Origin of the sequence: Roseovarius aestuarii, from assembly GCF_019966515.1 — a bacterium.
GTDB lineage: Bacteria > Pseudomonadota > Alphaproteobacteria > Rhodobacterales > Rhodobacteraceae > Roseovarius > Roseovarius aestuarii.
Window position 1 is genome coordinate 1 of record NZ_JAIMIB010000035.1, and the last position, 19,772, is coordinate 19,772.

General features: G+C 60.0%; 19 protein-coding genes and 1 pseudogene. 11 read left to right on the forward strand and 9 right to left on the reverse strand.

All coding sequences use genetic code 11. The features are described 5' to 3' along the window. Positions 1–109: 109 nt before the first annotated feature. Positions 110–898 (reverse strand): exodeoxyribonuclease III, encoded by a 789-nt coding sequence (locus LC334_RS22120; RefSeq protein ID WP_085802518.1) that lies wholly within the window; start codon positions 896–898, stop codon positions 110–112. A gap of 122 nt (positions 899–1,020) precedes the next feature. Beyond that, complete coding sequence (locus LC334_RS22125; RefSeq protein WP_085802519.1) at positions 1,021–1,497, reverse strand: Lrp/AsnC family transcriptional regulator; 477 nt, start codon at positions 1,495–1,497, stop codon at positions 1,021–1,023. Positions 1,498–1,617: 120 nt separating this feature from the next. On the opposite strand from LC334_RS22125, the gene LC334_RS22130 reads away from it, so the two are divergent. Together LC334_RS22130 and LC334_RS22135 are read left to right on the forward strand one after the other, a co-directional pair. Further along, the gene (locus tag LC334_RS22130; RefSeq protein ID WP_085802536.1) at positions 1,618–1,824 is read left to right on the forward strand and encodes a DUF6356 family protein; all 207 of its coding nucleotides are present in this window, start codon (positions 1,618–1,620) and stop codon (positions 1,822–1,824) included. Then, on the forward strand, positions 1,825–2,622 hold the full coding sequence (locus LC334_RS22135) for a class II glutamine amidotransferase (protein ID WP_085802520.1): 798 nt from the start codon (positions 1,825–1,827) through the stop codon (positions 2,620–2,622). It begins immediately after the preceding gene. Between the two features lie 315 nt (positions 2,623–2,937). On the opposite strand, the gene LC334_RS22140 is transcribed toward LC334_RS22135, so the two are convergent. The 5 genes from LC334_RS22140 to LC334_RS22160 form a co-directional block, all read right to left on the reverse strand. Next, a complete protein-coding gene (locus LC334_RS22140) occupies positions 2,938–5,142 on the reverse strand; it encodes an NADP-dependent isocitrate dehydrogenase (RefSeq protein ID WP_085802521.1) in 2,205 nt (734 codons plus the stop codon). A 94-nt stretch (positions 5,143–5,236) separates the two neighbouring features. Beyond that, on the reverse strand, positions 5,237–6,436 hold the full coding sequence (locus LC334_RS22145) for a multidrug effflux MFS transporter (RefSeq protein WP_085802522.1): 1,200 nt from the start codon (positions 6,434–6,436) through the stop codon (positions 5,237–5,239). 14 nt (positions 6,437–6,450) lie between these two features. Then, positions 6,451–6,807: a potassium channel family protein gene (locus LC334_RS22150; protein ID WP_085802523.1), complete on the reverse strand. Its 357-nt coding sequence runs from the start codon at positions 6,805–6,807 to the stop codon at positions 6,451–6,453. A gap of 488 nt (positions 6,808–7,295) precedes the next feature. Next, a complete protein-coding gene (locus tag LC334_RS22155; protein ID WP_085802525.1) occupies positions 7,296–7,940 on the reverse strand; it encodes a DsbA family oxidoreductase in 645 nt (214 codons plus the stop codon). Continuing rightward, positions 7,937–9,454, reverse strand: coding sequence for a class I adenylate-forming enzyme family protein (locus LC334_RS22160; protein WP_085802526.1), 1,518 nt, complete (start codon positions 9,452–9,454; stop codon positions 7,937–7,939). The genes LC334_RS22155 and LC334_RS22160 overlap by 4 nt, the downstream gene beginning before the upstream one ends. A 65-nt stretch (positions 9,455–9,519) precedes the next feature. On the opposite strand from LC334_RS22160, the gene LC334_RS22165 reads away from it, so the two are divergent. Beyond that, on the forward strand, positions 9,520–10,140 hold the full coding sequence (locus LC334_RS22165) for a helix-turn-helix domain-containing protein (RefSeq protein ID WP_085802527.1): 621 nt from the start codon (positions 9,520–9,522) through the stop codon (positions 10,138–10,140). Positions 10,141–10,227: 87 nt separating this feature from the next. Further along, positions 10,228–10,716 (forward strand): GNAT family N-acetyltransferase, encoded by a 489-nt coding sequence (locus LC334_RS22170; protein WP_085802528.1) that lies wholly within the window; start codon positions 10,228–10,230, stop codon positions 10,714–10,716. Between the two features lie 52 nt (positions 10,717–10,768). Here LC334_RS22170 and LC334_RS22175 read toward each other — a convergent pair whose 3' ends face one another. Continuing rightward, positions 10,769–10,945 carry a DUF1674 domain-containing protein gene (locus LC334_RS22175; protein WP_085802529.1) on the reverse strand — a complete coding sequence of 59 codons (177 nt, stop codon included), beginning with the start codon at positions 10,943–10,945 and terminating at the stop codon, positions 10,769–10,771. Positions 10,946–11,015: 70 nt separating this feature from the next. On the opposite strand from LC334_RS22175, the gene LC334_RS22180 reads away from it, so the two are divergent. From LC334_RS22180 to LC334_RS22210, 7 genes are all read left to right on the forward strand, one after another. After that, the gene (locus tag LC334_RS22180) at positions 11,016–12,281 is read left to right on the forward strand and encodes an RsmB/NOP family class I SAM-dependent RNA methyltransferase (protein WP_085802530.1); all 1,266 of its coding nucleotides are present in this window, start codon (positions 11,016–11,018) and stop codon (positions 12,279–12,281) included. Positions 12,282–12,381: 100 nt separating this feature from the next. Next, on the forward strand, positions 12,382–14,127 hold the full coding sequence (locus tag LC334_RS22185; RefSeq protein WP_244900086.1) for a heparinase II/III family protein: 1,746 nt from the start codon (positions 12,382–12,384) through the stop codon (positions 14,125–14,127). Between the two features lie 35 nt (positions 14,128–14,162). Further along, on the forward strand, positions 14,163–15,752 hold the full coding sequence (gene purH, locus LC334_RS22190; protein ID WP_085802531.1) for a bifunctional phosphoribosylaminoimidazolecarboxamide formyltransferase/IMP cyclohydrolase: 1,590 nt from the start codon (positions 14,163–14,165) through the stop codon (positions 15,750–15,752). A gap of 13 nt (positions 15,753–15,765) precedes the next feature. Beyond that, positions 15,766–16,236, forward strand: a complete 471-nt coding sequence (lspA, locus tag LC334_RS22195) for a signal peptidase II (RefSeq protein WP_085802532.1) — start codon at positions 15,766–15,768, stop codon at positions 16,234–16,236. Positions 16,237–16,288: 52 nt separating this feature from the next. After that, positions 16,289–16,804 (forward strand): DUF3035 domain-containing protein, encoded by a 516-nt coding sequence (locus LC334_RS22200; RefSeq protein ID WP_085802533.1) that lies wholly within the window; start codon positions 16,289–16,291, stop codon positions 16,802–16,804. 110 nt (positions 16,805–16,914) lie between these two features. Next, positions 16,915–18,243, forward strand: a complete 1,329-nt coding sequence (locus LC334_RS22205; RefSeq protein WP_085802534.1) for a M16 family metallopeptidase — start codon at positions 16,915–16,917, stop codon at positions 18,241–18,243. Further along, positions 18,240–19,553: a M16 family metallopeptidase gene (locus tag LC334_RS22210; RefSeq protein ID WP_085802535.1), complete on the forward strand. Its 1,314-nt coding sequence runs from the start codon at positions 18,240–18,242 to the stop codon at positions 19,551–19,553. The genes LC334_RS22205 and LC334_RS22210 overlap by 4 nt, the downstream gene beginning before the upstream one ends. A 45-nt stretch (positions 19,554–19,598) precedes the next feature. Here LC334_RS22210 and LC334_RS22215 read toward each other — a convergent pair. Next, positions 19,599–19,772 (reverse strand): annotated as a pseudogene (locus LC334_RS22215) (ectoine hydrolase DoeA); the annotation flags it as partial.

Genomic DNA, 19,772 nt, shown 5'->3' on the forward strand with positions numbered 1-19,772 from the left:
AAATCCCAAAACAGCTGGATCAGTGTCCAACACCCGCCAAGTGCGCCAATGCCGCGAGAGCGGCTTCGTCCTTGTCCGCACAGCGGTTAGACGTGTCTGGATAGAGCCATCAGAGGTCGAACGTGGCGAAGACCGGGGCGTGGTCTGAGGGTTTTTCCCAGCCGCGCGCGTCGCGCAGGATGCGGCTTGAATGTGCGGCGTTCGAGATGCCCGGCGTGGCCCAGACATGATCCAGACGGCGGCCCTTGTCGGCGGCGTCCCAGTCGCGGGCGCGGTAGCTCCACCAGCTGTAGAGCTGACCGTCGGGAATGTCGGCGCGGGTGACGTCGACCCAGTTGCCTGCATCCTGCGTTTCAGCCAGTTGTTCGACCTCGATGGGCGTGTGGCTGACAACTTTCAGGAGTTGTTTGTGGGACCAGACGTCATCCTCGCGAGGTGCGATGTTGAGATCGCCGACCAGTACCGATTTTTGCGGTTTGTCACTATGAAACCAATCGCGCATTTCGGTCAGGTAATCGAGCTTCTGGCCAAATTTCTCGTTCTTCTCGCGGTCCGGCACATCGCCGCCCGCGGGGACGTAGAAATTGTGGATTGTTACGCCGTTTTCCAGCTTTCCGGCGATGTGGCGGGCATGGCCGAGGCTGGCGAAATCCTCGGAACCCACCTCGGTAATCGGCAGGCGCGACAGGATGGCGACGCCGTTATAGCCCTTCTGGCCGCGGGCGATCAAGTGTGTGTAACCAAGCGCGGCGAAATCCTCGACCGGGATCTTGTCGACCGGTGATTTGCATTCCTGCAGGCAAAGCACATCGGGCGCTTCCTCGCTGAGCAGTTTGCAGACGATGGGCGCGCGCAGGCGGACCGAGTTGATATTCCAGGTGGCAAGGGTGAAGGGCATGGGATTTCCTCTCGGCTCAGTTCCCTGCCTTCATATCGGAAAGCACAGAAAACAGAAGGGCCTGAAACGCATGTGAAGCCGCAAACCGGGGGATGCCGCCAATATCTGTCAGCAGAACCGTTTCACGACGAACCAGCACGGTGCAGCGGCAGCTCGGTCGTGTCCTTGATTTCCTCCATCACGAAGCTGGCCGAAACATCACCCATCGGCACGCGGGCGATAAGGGTCTGATAGAGCCGATCGTAATCGGCCATGTCGGCCACGCGGGCGCGGATCAGGTAATCGAGATCGCCGGTCATCCGGTAGGTGCCGGTTATTTCGGGGATGGCGCGGGTGGCGCGGGCGAATTTTTCCAGCCATTCGGCGTCATGCCGGGTGGCCTTGATCTGAATGAAAACCTCGAGCCCCAGACCGATCCTGGCGGGGTCGAGCAGGGCCACGCGGGCGCGGATGACGCCTGCCGCCTGCAACGCTTTCACGCGCCGCCAGCAGGCATTGCGCGACAGCCCCACACGATTGCCCAGCTCTTCGAGTGGCAGATCGGCATCGCGCTGCAGCTCTGTCAACAAGCGGCGGTCAATGTCGTCAATAATGCTCATAAATAGACAATATCTTGGGAAATAATCACAAAATCAATTCATTTCGCCCAATTATTGAGAAAATTTCAACCATGTATCGGGATACTCTGCTGCAAATACCGCGAACGAAAGGACTTAATGATGATTTCCCGCGTTTTTCTGGATCATCCCCGCAGCGTCGATGAAAGCTATTTCGAACATATGGCCTTTGCGGGCAAGTTTGGCCTGAAACTCTTTGCCGCCGGGTGCTGCGCGATGGTGCACGCGGTAATTCCCTGCGCGTTTGAAAAAACCGCCAGCCGGATGATCGCCGAGATGTATGCCAAAACCCACAACCGAGGTCAGTGAATGTGCCGCTGGGCCGCGTGGACCGGCGCGCCGATCTTCCTGGAAGAGATCATCAGCCGACCGGATCATTCGTTGGTCGTGCAAAGCCAGCAGGCGGATGAATGCAAGACCACGACCAATGCCGACGGCTTTGGTGTCGCCTGGTATGATCACCGGCTTGAGCCGGGGCTTTACCGCGATGTTTATCCTGCCTGGTCCGACCCCAACCTGAAAGCGGTTGCCAGCCAGGTGAAATCGCGGCTTTTCCTGGCACATGTGCGTGCTTCTACGGGATCCGCGATCAGCCGGAATAATTGCCACCCTTTCGCCGTGGGCCGCTGGAGCTTCATGCATAACGGTCAGGTCGGCGGGTTCGAGGCGATCCGCAAGCAGGTCGATATGGCGGTGCCGGACGCGCTTTATTCACAGCGCAAGGGTGCCACCGACAGCGAGGCGATCTTTCTGACTGCGCTGGGCCTTGGGCTTGAGGATCGGCCCATCGCGGCGATGGAAGAGGCGGTGATGCAGATGCAGGCCCTGTCCGAAGCGCGGGGCACAACGCCGCATATGCGCCTGTCGGCGGCCTATAGCGATGGCGTGCATCTTTATGCGGTGCGCTATGCGTCCGACAGCAGAGCGCCGACGCTGTATTACCGCTACTGCGAGCGTCTGGGCGGGCACATGGTGGTGTCGGAGCCGTTGATTTCCGATGCCGAGGGCTGGATCGCAGTACCGCAAGGTGTGGTATGCCGTTTTTCGGCGAACAGTGTTGAACAACGGGCGTTTTTGGAAAAAACCACTCACGGATGCGCCGCCTGAGGTTGTGTTAGTTATCTTGTCTCTGGCGCTGCCTTCCAATCTTGTCTCCGGCGCCCAATCAAGGCCGCAGGCTGCCGTGTATTGGCGGCTCGGCAGGATGCCTTTGGTCCGAACCCAATGGACGGCACCGCCCGCAAGGGCCGGCGGGTTGGAGAGGGTCGCGCACCGAATTTAGCTTTTTCGGGTTTGGCGAGAATGAAGTGCCTGCCGCTGCTGTTGGATCATAAACTCGTCGTTCGACAAGGTGCGCCTATGCGATCGGCTGGATTACTGGCGTGACGGGCCGGATGGCCCGTCGGGAAGGCGTATCGGGTGCTAGCCGATGATCTCGTTCAAAGTTGCACTGGGCCGCATGACGGATGCCAGTTTGGCCGGGTCGGCGGTGTAGTAACCACCGGTATCCGCGGGATCACCCTGCGGCGCGGCGAGCTCGTTGGTGATCGCCGTTTCATTTTCCGCCAGTGCTGCCGCGATGGGCGTGAATTCTTCGGCCAATGCGGCGTCGTCACCTTGCGCGGCCAGCGCCTCGGCCCAGTAACGGGCAAACCAGTAGTGGCTGTCGCGGTTGTCTGGCTCGCCCACCTTTCGGCTGGGAGAGCGGCCGTTGTCAAGGACGCCTTGGGTTGCATCTTCGACCGCCTCACCCAGCACGCGAGCACGGGCGTTATCCTTGGCGTCGGCCAGGAACTTGAGGCTTTCACCCAGGGCACAGAACTCGCCAAGGCTGTCCCACCGCAGATGGTTTTCCTCGTGCAATTGCTGGACGTGTTTCGGAGCGGATCCACCGGCGCCGGTCTCAAACAGCCCGCCGCCCTGCATCAGCTTCACGATCGACAGCATCTTGGCCGAGGTGGCTAGTTCCAGAATGGGGAAGAGGTCCGTCAGATAGTCGCGCAGAACGTTGCCCGTGATGGCGATGGTGTTTTCGCCCTTGGTGATCGTCTCAAGCGAAGCGCGGGTGGCATCGCGCGGGGCCATGATCTCGAACTTGTCGGAAACACCTTTGGCGTCGAGGATGGGTTTAACATAAGCGATCAGTTCTGCGTCGTGCGCGCGGGTCTCATCCAGCCAGAAAATCGAGCGATATCCCGTGGTTTTCTGGCGTTCTATGGCCAGGTTCACCCAGTCTTCGATCGGTGCCTTGCGCGCCGAGGCGGAACGCCAGATGTCACCCTGTTCGACCCGGTGCTCGTGCAGCACAGTGCCATCCTCAAGCACCATTTTGACAGTACCGTCTTCGGGGATTTCGAATGTGGTCGGGTGCGAGCCGTATTCCTCGGCCTTTTGTGCCATCAGCCCGAGATTCTGCACGGTACCGGCTGTGGCCGGGTTAAGCTTACCGTTGGCTTTGAAGAAATTGATAGCTTCGTCATAGACCGGCGCATAGCTGTCATCGGGGATGACGCAGACGGCGTCATGTTCCTTGCCATCGGGGCCCCAGCCCTTGCCACCGGCGCGGATCAGGGCGGGCATTGAGGCGTCGATGATCACGTCCGAGGGGACATGCAGGTTGGTGATGCCCTTGTCGGAATTCACCATGTACATCGGCGGGCGATCCGCCATGCAGGCCTCGATAGCTGCCGTGATCCCGGCGTTGCTGCTGACCTTGTCGAGCAGCGCGCCAAGCCCCTGATTGGGGTTCACGCCCAGTTCGGCCATCGCCTCGCCATGCGCCTCGAATACCGGCGCGAGGAAGGTCTTGACCGCGTGACCAAAGATGATCGGATCCGAGACCTTCATCATCGTGGCTTTCATGTGCAGGGAAAAGAGAACGCCCTCGGCCTTGGTCTTTTCGATCTCGGCTGCCAGGAAGGCATCAAGCGCCTGCGCCGACATGAAGGTCGCATCGACCACGGTGCCTGCGGGATAGCTGACGCCGTCTTTCAGCACGGTTTCGCCATTTGCGGTTTCCAGAACGATACTGGCGGTGGATTCTTTGTCGAGGGTCGCGGAGGTCTCGTTCGAGCGAAAGTCGCCGCCTGACATCGAGGCCACGCGGGTTTTGCTGTCGGCAGACCAGACGCCCATCCGGTGCGGGTTGGCCTGAGCGAAGGCCTTGACGGCTTTGGCGGCGCGCCGGTCGGAATTGCCTTCGCGCAGAACCGGGTTTACCGCCGAGCCCTTGATCGTGTCATAGCGCGCGCGGATCTTCTTTTCGTCCTCTGTGGCAGGGGATTCGGGGTAGTCGGGCAGGGCAAAACCCTTCGCTTGCAATTCCCTTATTGCGGCCACAAGCTGCGGCACCGAGGCCGAGATGTTGGGCAGTTTGATTACGTTCGCATCGGGGGTTTTCACCAACTCGCCCAACTCTGCCAGGTCATCAGGGATGCGCTGTTCCTCGGTCAGGAAATCGGGGAAGGTGGCCAGGATACGCCCCGCCAGTGAGATGTCCTTGGTGCCAACCGATACGCCTGCGGCAGCGGCAAACCGCTGGATGATCGGCAAAAGCGAAGCGCTTGCAAGTTCTGGTGCTTCATCAACTTTGGTGTAGATAATGTCGGGACGGGGTGAAGTGACCATCGGGGAACCCTTTCGATCCGGTGTTGAGCTATACGCCTCTTAGCGTATTCAGATTTATTTTAGAATACGGTATGCAATAGTATACAAAGTAAGTCTAGACCCGCTGGAGAACTTTTTCTATGCGGTTCAGCACTATCATCAACACCCGGCCCAGAGTGGCGCAGATCAGCACGCCTATGACCAGCGGCAACGCCGAGCCGTTAAACCACAACCCGATGGGCACCGCCAGCAAGACCGAACCGACAGTCGCCAGTCCGGACGTCACGCTGGCCGCCATGCCCGCAATATGACCCAGCGGTTCCATCGCCAGAGAGGTGAGGTTGCCAAGGGTAAGGGCCACCATCGCAAAAACGCTGGCCTGCCAAATGACATAAACGGAGAAATCAATCTGCGGTGGTAATTCAAGGTGAAGTAGCGTGAGCGCCAGCAGGCACAGGGCTACTTGCGTTGTAAGCGCGACACTGACCAGTTGTCGCATGCCGTAGCGCAGCACCAGTGCCGCATTCAAAAGGCTGACCCCGCCGGCGATCAGCGCGGTCATGCCGAACCAGTAAGGAAACTGCGCGGCACGATCGTAAGTGTCGCCCATGATCTGCTGAATTGAACTGAGCGAGGCAAAAAGCGCACCCAGGCAAAGCGTCTGTACGGCGATTGAGATGACCACAGTCTTGTGCGACAAAACCTCTTTCACCGCCAGCCAGAGCGCATCCGCGCGAAACGGGCGGCGGTGTTCGCGGGGCAATGGCTCGGCCAGTCTGAGCGACATCCACAGGCTGAAGATCGCGGCGAAAATCAGGAAACTGCCGAACACTCCGCGCCACCCGGCGATGGCAATGATCCCGCTGCCGATCAGTGGTGCAACCGCCGGGACAAGGGTGAACACCATGGTCACAAAGGACATCAGCCGCGCCATTTCGCGGCCAGCATAAAGGTCGCGGATGATCGCCATGGAAACGATCCGGGCAGCGGACACGCCCAGACCCTGAAGCACGCGTGCCGCCACAAGCAGGTTTAGCGACGGTGCAACAAGTGCCAGAACGGTCGCCAGCGCAAAGATCGCGGTGCCAATCAGAATGATGCGTTTGCGCCCAAACGCATCCGACAGCGGGCCGACAAAGAACGTCCCCAGCCCCATGCCGAAAACAAAGGAGGTAACCACAAGCTGCGCGCGGTTGATTGCATCAGGCGAGAACTCGGCGCCGATGCTGGGCAGGGCGGGCAGCATCGCGTCGATCGAATAGGCGACGACGCCGCCGAGCATGGCCATCAGGCTGACAAACTCTACTTTGCCCATATGCGATATCTGCCTCAACCGGGTGCGCTTTCATCGGTATTGGCTGCGTCTGACGGGCTTTCGTGGACCGCACCCCGGGCCGTGATGCCCATCAGCTTTTCGGTGTGCTGTTCGCGTTTGCGCATGGCAAAGGCAGCGAATTGCTGGATCGTCAAGGCAAAGACGCCGAGACCGGTGAAGATAAAGATCGTGGTGCCGATCTTGCCAAGGGCCGTAACGGGCACGAGGCTTCCATAGCCCACGGTCGAGAGGGTCACAACGGTGAAGAAATAGGCGTCAAGCCAGCTCCAGCCTTCGACAAGGCGAAAGAAAATTGTACCGGTGAGAACAATGAGCGGCAGGGTGGTGAGAAGTGTAAACAGGCGCAACATGGTTATTCAGCTCTTCCTCTTTTGCGGTGGGTATGCATGAGGACCGTTATCGCAGTCCCCAAGATCAGGATTTCCAATACAAATACAGGGTGCAAAACAAAGTTCAAAATCCACGCGGAATGGACGGCGGGTACCTCGATGAGGTGAAAGAAATTTTCTGAAAAAGGCCAGAGCCATTTGATATCCCCCGCAATGCTATCCAGCAGAAGGTGCGCAAATATCGCTGCAAAAAAGCCAGCGACGCGCCTGTCCAGCCGGGCCTGAGCATCCTGACTAACGGTAGGTCGACAAGGAAGACCAGAAACCAGAAGCCAAGGATATGCACCCAGTAATGGTGGTGGTGAATAGCGCGATTGTCGATCAGGTAAAACCAGATCAGGTCCAGATCCGGGAACAACCCTCCGGTGACCGCGCACCACAAAACGGGTCCAGACGCGGCAAAAGCCTGCCCTGTCAGATAGCCTGCGGGCAGATGAGCCGTGATCACCTTAGCCGGACTCTGCGGTGGCGTTGGTCAGTTCGTCTATAACCTGCAACCACAATTCAGCGGGCTGGCAGCCGGGGACAGCCTGTTGGCCACCGACGATGAAGGTGGGCACGCCGGTCACGCCCATTTCACGGAACTTTGCATCGCGGGCGCGAAGGTCGGCAATATCGGCAGTGGTTTCCAACAGGCGCTGGATCACTGCTCCGTCCATCTCAAGACTGTCGGCGATGTCTGCCAGTATCTCGCTGTCGCCAATATCGCGGCCCTCGTCGAAATAGGCGGCAAAGAGGGCCATTGCCATTGCATCCTGACGCTCTTCTATCCCGGCCCAGTGAAGCAGACGGTGGGCGTTGATCGTGTTGGGTGTGCGTTTGATCGCGGCGAAATCAATCTTGAGTCCGGCCTGTTCGGCGCGTTCCACCACGGGCGCATAGGCGCGGATCGCCCCCTCTTTACCGCCGAACTTACCCTCTAGATACGCGCGCCGGTCCATGCCGTCAGGGGGCATGTCGGGGTTCAGCTGAAACGGGTGCCATTCGATCTGGAACGGGTGATCCGGGCGCTGGGCCAGGGCCTGATCCAGAAGAGTCTTGCCGATATAGCACCAGGGGCAGATCGGGTCGGAGATGATGTCGAGCTTGATCATTTCAGGCTTTCATAGATCGGGCGCAACTCGCGCCGCAGGATTTTGCCATTTGCCCCGGTGGGCAGCGTCTCAAGATAATAAAACCCGCGTGGGCGTTTATAAGGGGCAAGACTTTCGGCAGCATGGGCCTCCAGCGCCTCGGGGGGCAGGGGGCCGGGGCCGGTATAGAAGGCCATGATCAGGCGCGCATCCTGTTTAACCTCGATATCGGTGACGGCGGCCTGGGTGATGCCGGGATGGGTGTTGAGCGCTGCCTCGACCTCTAAGGGTGAGACCCGGTAGCCGCCAGCGTTCATCATGTCGTCGGCGCGGCCCAGATAGGTGATCTGGCCGTCGGCATCCATACTGCCCTGATCGCCGGTGACGAACCAGTCCCCCTGAAACCGCGCGGCGGTGTCTTCTTCGGCATGCATGTAGCCCAACATCAGGCCCGGGTCGCTACGGTGGATGGCGATGGTGCCTTCCGCCCCCAGCGGCACGGGGCCGCTTTCGTCTATCACCGCAACCCGGCGGCCCTTTTGCGGACGGCCCAGCATACCGGGCGTGGCCGGGTGGGCTGGGCTGCCCGAGATGAAGGTCGAGCATTCGGACATACCGTAAGCCTCGTAGATCTGCGTGCCGGTGGCGGCGGTCCAGCTGGTGCGCACCCGCTCCGACATCTTTTCACCGGCGGACAGTGCGTGGCGCAGTTTCGGCAGGTTGAGCGGCGTTTCGTCCCGCAGGAATTTACGGAAAACACCGGGCGCGGCGGCAAAGATCGTGGCGTCATGGCGCCGCATCAACAGCGGCAATTGCGCCGGGTCGATCCCCGGCCCGGGGATCAGGGCGGTGGCACCTTTGGTCCACGGATCCATCAGCCCGGTGCCCAGTGTATAGGTCCAGTTGAAGGCACCGGCATGCAAGAGCCGGTCGTCTTCGCGCAGCCCGTACCAGCCGTCGAACATCATCTGCCGCGCCCAGATCGCCCGGTGGGCATGAGCCACCGCGCGCGGCACGCCCGAGGTGCCCGAGGTATAAATGATATAGGCCAGCCGGTCGGGATTGCCCATATCGTAGCGCGCGGCAGGCAGGGTGCGCATCGTTTCCAGCGTCTGCTGATCAATGGTCGGCGTTTCGGTAGCCGGGCAGGTAATGCCTTCGGCCAGCAGGATCGCCGCCGGGGCCAGCGTATCGATGATGGCCTTGACTTCGACCTCGGTCAGTTGGGAGGAGGTCGGCACCGGAACCAACCCCACGGCGATACAGGCCAGGTAGGCGATGGGAAATTCAACCGTATTGCCCAGCCGCATCAGCACAATGTCGCCGGGTTTGAGGCCGGTTTCCAGCAGGCCGGTGCCGGTACCAAGCACCGCATCCCTGATCCGGCCAAAGCTCCAGCGTTCGGCGCCGGTCAGGCCCATGACTGCCAGCGCAACCTTGTCGGGCGCGGCATCAGCGCGACCCAGCACATGGGCGGCCATGTTGAAGGATGCGGGGCAGGTAGGTGGCGGGCCCTGGTCGAAAAGTGAGGTCATTTGGATGGCTTAGGCTGCCCTGCGGCTGGTTGCAAGTACCGCCAGCCATGACGTAAACTGGGTACATGACGCAATCGCATGGCAACCTGATCCGTATCGCCCGGGAAAACGGCAAATCCGCCGAGGCAGAGCCCCTGAACCTTGGTGCGCGGGTGCGCGAGCTGCGCAAGGAGCGGAAATGGACACTGGAGCAGGCGGCCACGCAGGCAGGGCTGGCACGTTCGACGCTCAGCAAGATTGAAAACGGGCAGATGTCGCCGACCTATGATGCGTTGAAAAAACTGGCGGTGGGCCTGGAGATTTCGGTACCGCAGCTCTTCACGCCGCCGCAGCGCGACAAGATCAACGGACGAATGTCGATCACCAAGGCGGGCGCCGGCGCGCATCAGGCGACCACTACCTATGAGCATGAACTGCTGGGTGAGACCCTGACCAAAAAGCAGATGCTACCCTACCGCGCCCGCATCCGCGCCCGCAATATCGAGGAGTTCGACGGCTGGGTGCGCCATGACGGCGAGGAATTCCTTTATGTGCTGACCGGGGTGATCCGGCTTTATACCGAGTTCTACGAACCCGTCGAGATGCGCCGGGGCGACAGCGCCTATTACGATGCCACGATGGGGCATAACGTGATTTCGACGAGCGATGAGGACGCGACGATCTTGTGGGTGACGTCGCTGGTTTGAGGATGGCGAATAGCTGCGTTCCAAAATAGTCGCGAGTCGCGAATATGAGTCCATACCTGCCGCCGGTCGATTTGATAAAGTGATGGAATGATCGCTACCAGCCAATACAAATTTCGCAGGGCAAACTTAGATGATCTTGCTTTACTGGAGGCGTGGCAGTCGAATCCACATGTCCGCGAATGGTGGGACTCAGATGAACCTTATGATGAAACGGATTTAGCTGATCCCCGGGTAGCCCGCTGGATCGTTTCAATCATTGAGCGGCCTTTTGCGTTCATGCAGGACTATTCGGTACACGGATGGGAAGATCACCATTTTGCCAACCTTCCCAAAGGGTCGCGCGGAATTGATCAGTACATCGGAGATCTTGAAATGGTCGATTCTGGTCATGGATCAGCATTTATTGGAACGAGAATGCAGGTTCTCTTCGATGAGGGAGCAACTGTGATCGCGACCGATCCCCATCCAGACAACGCTCGGGCGATTGCGGTCTACAAGAAGCTGGGGTTTGAGCCTTCCGGATTGCCTCAAGAGACCAAATGGGGCCTGATCCTGCCAATGCTCGCTCGGCGATAAGCAAGACGAAGTTAACGGCAGCAAAGTCCGCATTTCGTGCTTTGAATTGAGGCTAGAAATCAACAGTGATGCCCTTTTTTTCCCAGTCGCCATAGCGCACTGGTTCGGGGCCTTTACGGCCGCCAAGTTCTTTTGGCAGGTCCGGTGCAGCCGTTTGCCTGCGGCGCTCTTCGGCTTCGGCCAGCGCGCGGAGTGCTTCGGGCGGGAGGTCTTTGGGAGCATTACTCATTGGCGGGCTTTCTTTGGCGTCTTGCCCCTGATATACGCCGCGCGCAGCTTGCCGCCAAGGAAAATGCCAGATGAATACGCCGCACTACACCGCCCGCCGTTCGGCGGTTTACCTGCTGGATCAGGTGTTGGGCGAGGGGCGGCTTATGTCGGATCTGATCGCTAGTGGGAAGCTGGACCGATTGCCGCCCGCCGATCGGGCGCGGGCGCAGCGGCTGGCCAATGACACGCTGCGGGGGTTGGATCGGGCAGATCGGTTACTTAATCGTCAATTGCGAAAGCCGCCCGCGCTGCATGTGCATAACATTTTGCGCCTTGGCACGGTCGAGCTGTGCATGGGTGGCGATGCGCATGGGGTGGTACACGAATTGGTCGGTTTGATGGGCAATGACCGGCGCCACGCCAAGCTGAAGGGGCTGGTCAACGCGGTGCTGCGTAAGATGGCGGGTGATGCGGGCAAGCCCTGGAAAGATCTGCGATTGCCACGCCTGCCTGGCTGGTTGCGCGAGCCACTGGTATCTGCCTGGGGCGCGAACCCGGTCAACATGATGGAGAAGGCGCATTTCGCCGGTGCACCGCTGGATATCACCGTCAAGGCGGGTGCCGAACGCTGGGCTGAAATGCTGGGCGGGCGTCTGCTGCCCACGGGCTCGATCCGGCTGGACGATGTCGGTCAGGTCTCGGCGCTGGCGGGGTTTGCGACCGGGGATTGGTGGGTGCAGGATGCCGCTGCGGCGCTGCCGGTAAGCATTCTGGCGCCGAAACCGGGCGAAAAAATTGTAGACCTTTGCGCTGCACCGGGCGGGAAGACCTTGCAACTGGCTGCTGCCGGGGCCGAGGTGACCGCCGTGGACCTGTCCGAACGTCGGATGGCACGGGTGGCGGAAAACCTGAAACGGACGGGGCTTGAGGCCGCCTGCGTGACCGGTGACGTGTTGGAACACGAGGGCAGTTATGACGCGCTTTTGTTGGATGCGCCCTGTTCAGCCACCGGCACGATCCGTCGGCATCCTGATCTGCCTTACGCCAAGGATGGGTCGGATTTCGGCGAGTTGATCGCGCTGCAGGCGCGGATGATCGACCATGCGGTGGGCCTGTTGAAACCCGGTGGCAGGCTGGTTTACTGTACTTGTTCGCTGCTGCCGGATGAAGGTGAATGTCAGGTCGAAGAGGCACTGGTCCGCCACGACGGGCTCTATACTGACCGCGATGCGCTGGCGGTGCCCGGCGCTGATCCGGCCTGGATCACCGAAGAGGGTGGGTTGCGGTTGAGGCCCGACTACTGGGCGGATCAGGGCGGGATGGACGGATTTTACATCGCCTGCCTGCGCCGGTAAATGCCGATCACCTTTTGTGCGTTAATCTTTACGTGACCTGTCGGGGAACCGCGCTATACTGCCGAAAATGGCGCCGGAAAGAGCGTTCAGAGGCAAGGCAATGTTCAACTCGGAAAACCTGACGCTTCGGTGGACGCGCATGATGGATCGCGCGCATGCAAGACGCGCGGCTCTGGCGCGCCCGGCCACGGCGTTCGTGTCCCAACCCGAGCCGCGCACCATTGGCAGCTTCGCCCGCGGGCGGCAGCTTTCGGCGGGGAATTTCGTCTTCGCAGGCATTCTGGTGCAACAGCCTGATACCAGCATCTGGGACCTGCCGGAGCCTGACCCGAGTTTCACCGAAGAATTGCACGGGTTCGTCTGGCTGGATGATCTGGCGGCGGCGGGGGATATGCCGGCACGTCAGCGGGCGCAGGACTGGCTGAGTGGCTGGATCGAGCGGTTCGGCAATGGCAAGGGGCCGGGCTGGACGCCGGAACTGACCGGGCGCAGGCTGATCCGTTGGATCAACCACGCACTTTTCGTGATGTTGGGGCGCAATGACGCGGATGTGACCGGGCCGTTTTATCGGTCATTGGCGCAACAGACGATCTTTCTGGGGCGGCGCTGGCGCGCTTCGCGTCCCGGCCTTGCACGGTTCGAGGCGCTGACGGGGCTGATCTATGCTGGCCTTTCGCTTGAGGGGATGGAGGCACATGTCGATCCGGCTGTCAGGGCGCTGGCCAAGGAATGTGATAGCCAGATCGGGGTCGAGGGCGGGTTGCCTACGCGCAACCCCGAGGATCTGCTGGAAGTGTTTACGTTGCTCAATTGGGCAGCTGTGGCATTGGCGGAATCGGATCGCGCCCCCAGCCGCGAACACTGGCGGGCGATCGAGCGGATTGCGCCCACCTTGCGCACCCTGCGCCATTCAGACGGTGGGCTGGCGAGGTTTCACGGTGGCGGGCGTGGGCTTGAAGGACGATTGGACAATGCGCTTGCGTCAAGCGGGATCAAGACGCGGCAGCCAGACGGGTTGTCGATGGGGTATGCGCGGCTGAGTGCCGGGCGCACCAGCGTGATCATCGACGCGGCGCCGCCACCTGCGGGCCGGGCGTCGGCCAATGCGCACGCGTCAACGCTTGCCTTCGAGCTGACCTCGGGACGGCGCCCCCTGATAGTCAATTGTGGCTCAGGCGCCAGTTTCGGACGTGACTGGCGGCGGGCGGGCCGAGCCACGCCGTCGCATTCCACTCTGGTGCTGGCCGGTCGGTCCAGCGCGCGTCTGGGTACCGGAAGCATGAGCAAGGAATGGCTGACCATGGCGCCGCTGAACGTGCCCGTGGAGATGAGCCAGGCGCCTGACGGGTTGCGGTTTGAGGGCGCGCATGATGGCTATGTCGAAACTCATGGCCTGACCCATGCGCGCAAGATCGAAATGACCTTTGACGGGCGCGGCATCGCGGGCGAGGACATGCTGATCGCGATCGATGACGATCATCGGCGGCAGTTTGACAAGGCGATGGGCGCGCGGGCACAGCAAGGTATCCCCTTTGAGATCCGGTTTCATCTGCATCCGGATATCGATGCGGCGGTCGATCTGGGCGGGACAGCGGTGTCGATGGCGCTGAAATCCGGTGAAATGTGGATCTTCCGCGTCGGCGGCCAATTAAATTTGTCACTGGATGCCAGTGTTTATCTGGAAAAAACCCGTTTGAAGCCGCGTGCGACCAAACAGATTGTTCTATCTGGTGTCGCAATGGAGTATGCGACCCGCACAAGATGGTCACTTGCCAAGGCGCAGGACACTCCGATCAGCATTCGCGACGTCAAACAGGACGCGCTTGAACCGGTGGCCGACGACTGAACTTAACGTCTAACGACCACGGGATAGCTGCCACCATGACCGACCTCGCCCCCCTGCGCCGCGCGCTTCTTTCTGTATCCGACAAGACCGGCCTGATCGAGCTGGGCAAGGCGCTGTCCGAGCGTGGTGTCGAGTTGCTGTCAACTGGCGGTACGGCGAAAGCATTGCGTGAGGCAGGGCTTGAAGTGCGCGATGTCGCTGATGTGACCGGCTTTCCCGAAATGATGGATGGCCGGGTCAAGACGTTGCATCCGATGGTGCATGGCGGGCTTTTGGCCCTGCGCGACAACGACGATCACGTCGCGGCAATGGACGCCCACGGCATCGGCGCGATCGACCTATTGGTGGTGAATCTCTACCCATTCGAAGAAACCGTCGCCAAGGGTGCCGATTATGACACCTGTATCGAAAATATCGACATTGGCGGCCCCGCGATGATCCGCGCGGCGGCCAAGAACCACAGCTTTGTCAGCGTCGTCGTGGACGTCGAGGACTACGCGCCGTTGCTGGCTGAACTGGACGCCAATGACGGGAAAACAACCTACGCGTTCCGTCAGAGCCTGGCACAGACGGCTTACGCCCGAACCGGTGCTTACGACGCTGCGGTGTCGGGTTGGATGGCGGGCGCGATCAATGTCGAAGCGCCGCGTCGCCGTGCGGTAGCCGGTACTTTGGCCCAGACGTTGCGTTACGGTGAAAATCCGCATCAACGCGCCGCCTTTTATATCGAAGGTTCAAGCCGCCCCGGCGTGGCGACAGCGACCCAGCTTCAAGGCAAAGAGCTGAGCTACAACAATATCAACGACACTGATGCCGCCTTTGAACTGGTCAGTGAGTTCACTCCGGGGGCAGGTGCTGCTTGCGCGATTATCAAACATGCCAACCCTTGCGGTGTGGCTCGGGGCGAGACGCTAAAAGACGCTTATATGCGCGCCTTTGATTGTGACCGTACCTCGGCCTTTGGTGGGATCATCGCGCTCAACCAGCCGCTGGATGGCGCCACCGCCGAAGAAATCAGTCAGATTTTTACCGAAGTGGTGATTGCGCCGGGTGCCGACGGTGACGCGCGGCGGATATTCGAGGCCAAGAAGAACCTGCGCCTGCTGACCACCGAGGGGTTGGCCGATCCGCGTGACGCGGCGATGATGCTGAAACAGGTGTCGGGTGGGTATCTGATACAGGACAAGGATAGCGGCCATATTGATCTGTCGGACCTTAAGGTGGTGACCAAGCGCGCGCCGACGGATCAGGAAATGGTGGATATGCTGTTCGCCTGGAAGGTTGCCAAACATGTCAAATCCAACGCCATTGTTTACGTCAAAGACGGTGCGACCGTCGGCGTTGGCGCCGGTCAGATGAGCCGCGTGGACAGTTGCCGCATCGCCGCGCGCAAAGCGCAGGACATGGCTGAGGTTCTGGGCCTGCCTGTACCGTTGACCCAAGGCAGTGTCGTGGCGTCGGATGCTTTCTTTCCCTTTGCCGACGGTTTGCTGACGGCGGCTGAGGCCGGGGCCAGCGCGGTGATACAACCCGGTGGGTCGATGCGTGATGACGATGTGATTTCTGCGGCAGACGAGGCGGGGCTTGCCATGGTGCTAACGGGCATGCGTCATTTCCGGCATTAGGAGCAGACCACAGATGCGCACGGTGCTTTTGGCGGCTACGCTTACCTTCCTGCTGGATCAGGTCAGCAAGTATCTGGTGGTGCAGGTGATGAACCTGAAAGACCTGCATCAGATCGACGTCTGGCCGCCTTTCCTCAATTTCCGCATGGCGTGGAATTACGGTATCAATTTCGGGTTGTTCTCGCAGGACAGTCCGTTGACACGATGGATTCTGATCGCAATCGCGGTGGCGATCAGTGTGGGCGTGCTGTGGTGGATTTCGCGGATCGCCGCCAATCGCTGGCAATTGATTTCGGTTGGTATACTGGTTGGTGGTGCCTTGGGTAATGTCATCGACCGGCTGATCTATGGCGCCGTGGCGGACTTTCTAAACATGTCTTGCTGTGGTCTGAACAACCCGTATGCATTCAATGTCGCTGATATTGCGGTTTTTGCCGGTGCTTTCGGCCTGATCCTCTTCACTTCGGATAAAAACCCCTCGTGACCTTCGCGTTGCTATGCGCTAAACCGGACCCAGATGTTGCAGGAGAGTGGCGATGAACGTGTCGCGCGTATTGATGGTGTTCTTGATGCTGGCCCTGGCGGCCTGTGGCAACAAGGGTAAACCTTTGAGCCGGATCGAGAAGACTGGTGACGGACCAGACGAGTTTACCATTATTCCCAGCAAGCCCCTGCAGGCGCCGGAAAGCTATGCGGCCCTGCCCACCCCGACACCCGGTGGATCGAACCTGACGGATCAGTATCCGCTGGCAGACGGGGCAGTGGCGCTGGGCGGGAACCCGGCGGCATTGGCAACGGCTGGCATCCCGGCAACCGATGCGGGCCTTGTACGTCACGCCAGCCGCTATGGTGTCAATCCAGGCATCCGCCAGACCCTGCGTGCAGAGGATGACGATGTGCGCCGCCGTCACGGGCGGGTCAATATTCTGAATATCGGGCCGGTGGACGACTATACCAACGCCTACCGGCGTCAGTGGCTGAACAGCGATGCTGAATTCCGCCGCCTGCGCCGAGCGGGCATCACCGTTCCCTCGGCGCCACCCAAGAAATAGACCACTTATCTCACAACTCTGTCAGGTTTTCCGGGCCGGGGCTTGAACCGGGGCGGTAGGGCCGTATGTTCTTGTCAAAGCTCATCTAGGGGCGCTTGGGAGAATTCCGTATGCACCGATTGATCGCCGTACTTGCCTTTATCATCGCAGCCCTGCCGGCAGGTGCCGATGAACAGGTAAGCAGTTTCAATCTGGATAACGGCATGCAGGTGGTTGTGATCGAAGATCACCGTGCGCCGGTGGTGGTGCATATGCTCTGGTACCGTGCCGGATCGGCGGACGAGCCACCCGGCGCCTCAGGGGTCGCGCACTTTCTTGAACATCTGCTCTTCAAGGGCACCGAAAAGCTGGCGCCGGGCGAATTTTCCGCCACCGTCGCGCGCAATGGCGGTACGGACAACGCCTTCACCAGCTACGACTACACCGCCTATTTCCAGCGCGTCGCCGCCGACCGGCTGGAGCTGATGATGCGGATGGAAAGCGACCGGATGAAGAACATCCAACTGGGTGAAGAAGAGATTCTGACCGAACGCGATGTGATCATCGAAGAGCGTAACCAGAGGGTTGAGAACAACCCTGCCGCCCTTTTTCGCGAACAGGCGAGCGCGGCGCAGTTCCTCAACCACCGTTATGGCGTCCCGATCATCGGCTGGCGTCACGAGATGCCGGAACTGACACTGGAAGACGCGTTGTCGTTCTATGGCACCTATTATTCGCCCAATAACGCCATTCTGGTTGTCGCAGGTGATGTGCAACCCGATGAAGTGCGCGCCCTGGCGGAGACATATTACGGTGTGATCCCGGCCAATCCTGACTTGCCCCAACGCGAACGCGCGCAGGAGCCGCGGCAGATGGCGGAACGCCGTTTGGTTTTCGAGGACCCGCGCGTGGCGCAACCCTATGTCAGCCGTTCCTATCTTGCCCCCGAACGTGACAGCGGTGCGCAGGAACAGGCGGCGGCGCTGACCATGCTGTCGGAAATTCTGGGTGGCGGGACGACGTCGGTCATGGTTGAAAAGCTGCAGTTTGAAAGTCAGATCGCAATACAATCCGGAGCCTGGTATGGCGGGCGGTCGCTGGACGACACGACCTTCAACCTCTTCGTTGTGCCCAGCGCGGGCGTTTCGCTTGAGCAGGCCGAACAGGCGATGGATCAGGTGATTGCCGATTTCATGCAGGATGGCATTGACGCTGAACAGTTGGAACGCATCAAGATGCAGGTGCGCGCGGCGCAGATTTATGCACGAGACGATGTCAGCTCGATTGCGAACCGCTATGGCCGCGCCCTGACTCAGGGCCTGACGATCGCTGATGTGCAGGCCTGGCCCGATGTGCTTGAAGCGGTCACCGCCGAGGATATCATGGAGGCCGCCACGCTGGTCTTTAACCGCAACAACGCCGTAACAGGATGGTTGCGTGCACCGGAGGTCACGCAATGATCCGTTTTATTATTACCTTTATCGCTCTTCTGGCCGCGTTGCCCGCCCGCGCCGAGGTCGGGATACAGGAATTGACAACGCCCGGTGGCATCAATACCTGGCTGGTCGAGGATCATTCGATTCCGTTCGTCGCCCTTGAACTGCGCTTTCGTGGCGGTGCGGCGTTGGACCTGCCCGGCAAGCGCGGGGCGACCAGCCTGATGATGGCAACTTTGGAGGAAGGATCGGGGGAGCTCGATTCGCGTGGCTTTGCCCGTTCTGTCGAAGGGCTGGCCGCGTCATTCAGCTATGATACGGGCGATGATGTAGTGTCGGTGTCGGCCAAGATGCTGACCGAAAATCGCGATGAGGCAGTGACGCTGCTGCGCGCCAGCCTCGTGGAACCGCGCATTGAACAGGCCGATCTGGATCGGGTCCGCGGACAGGTGATCTCGATCATCCAGTCCGATCTGAAAGATCCGCGCAATATATCGGAACGCGCCTTTGACACGTTGGTTTTCGGCGATCACCCCTACTCAAGCTCGCGCAATGGTACACTGGAAACGGTGGGCGCGTTGACCCGTGAGGATTTATTCGAGGCGCATCGCAACGCATTGGCGCTTGACCGGGTCTACGTTAGCGCCGTGGGGGATATTACCGCTGATGAACTGACGGGTTTGCTGGACAAGTTACTCGGCGACCTGCCCGCGAGCGGTGGGCCATTGCCCGAGGATGCCGAAATTAACCTGCCCGGCGGCGTCATGGTTGTGGATTTCGACACGCCGCAATCGGTGGCAACCTTCGCGCAGCCCGGGATTGATCGTGACGATGACGATTTTTTTGCCGCTTATATCCTGAACCACATCCTTGGCGGTGGCGGGTTTGAAAGCCGTCTGATGACGGAAGTGCGCGAAAAGCGAGGGCTGACCTATGGCGTCTATTCCTACCTTCTGGACATGGACAGCGCACAGGTCTGGATGGGGTCGGTCGCGTCCGCAAATGATCGCGTGGCCGAAGCCATCGAAGTGATCCAGGCCGAATGGGTGCGTATTCGTGAGGGTGGCGTGACCGAAGCCGAGCTGAACGACGCCAAAACCTACCTGACTGGCGCTTATCCGCTGCGCTTTGACGGCAACGGCCCGATTGCCAATATTGCCGTCGGGATGCAGATGGAGGGGCTGCCGACAGATTACATTGCGACGCGCAATGATCAGGTGAACGCGGTGACGCTGGAGCATATCAATCGCGTGGCAAAAGAGCTTCTGGACCCTGACAGCCTGACATTTGTCGTTACGGGAAAACCTGAAGGATTGGAGACAACAATCAATTAGAACACGATCGAACAAGCCGCATTTATTGACGACGCATTCGTCAGCTCAGTCCTTCACAACCATCTTACGCGGCACTTCGGCCAGGCATTCATGGCCGGTTTCAGTGATGCGGATGCTTTCGGTTATCTCGAAACCCCAGTCTTCCATCCAGAGGCCGGTCATGAAATGCAGGGTCATGTTTTCCTGCAAGACCGTCTTGTCTCCGGGGCGCAGTGAGAA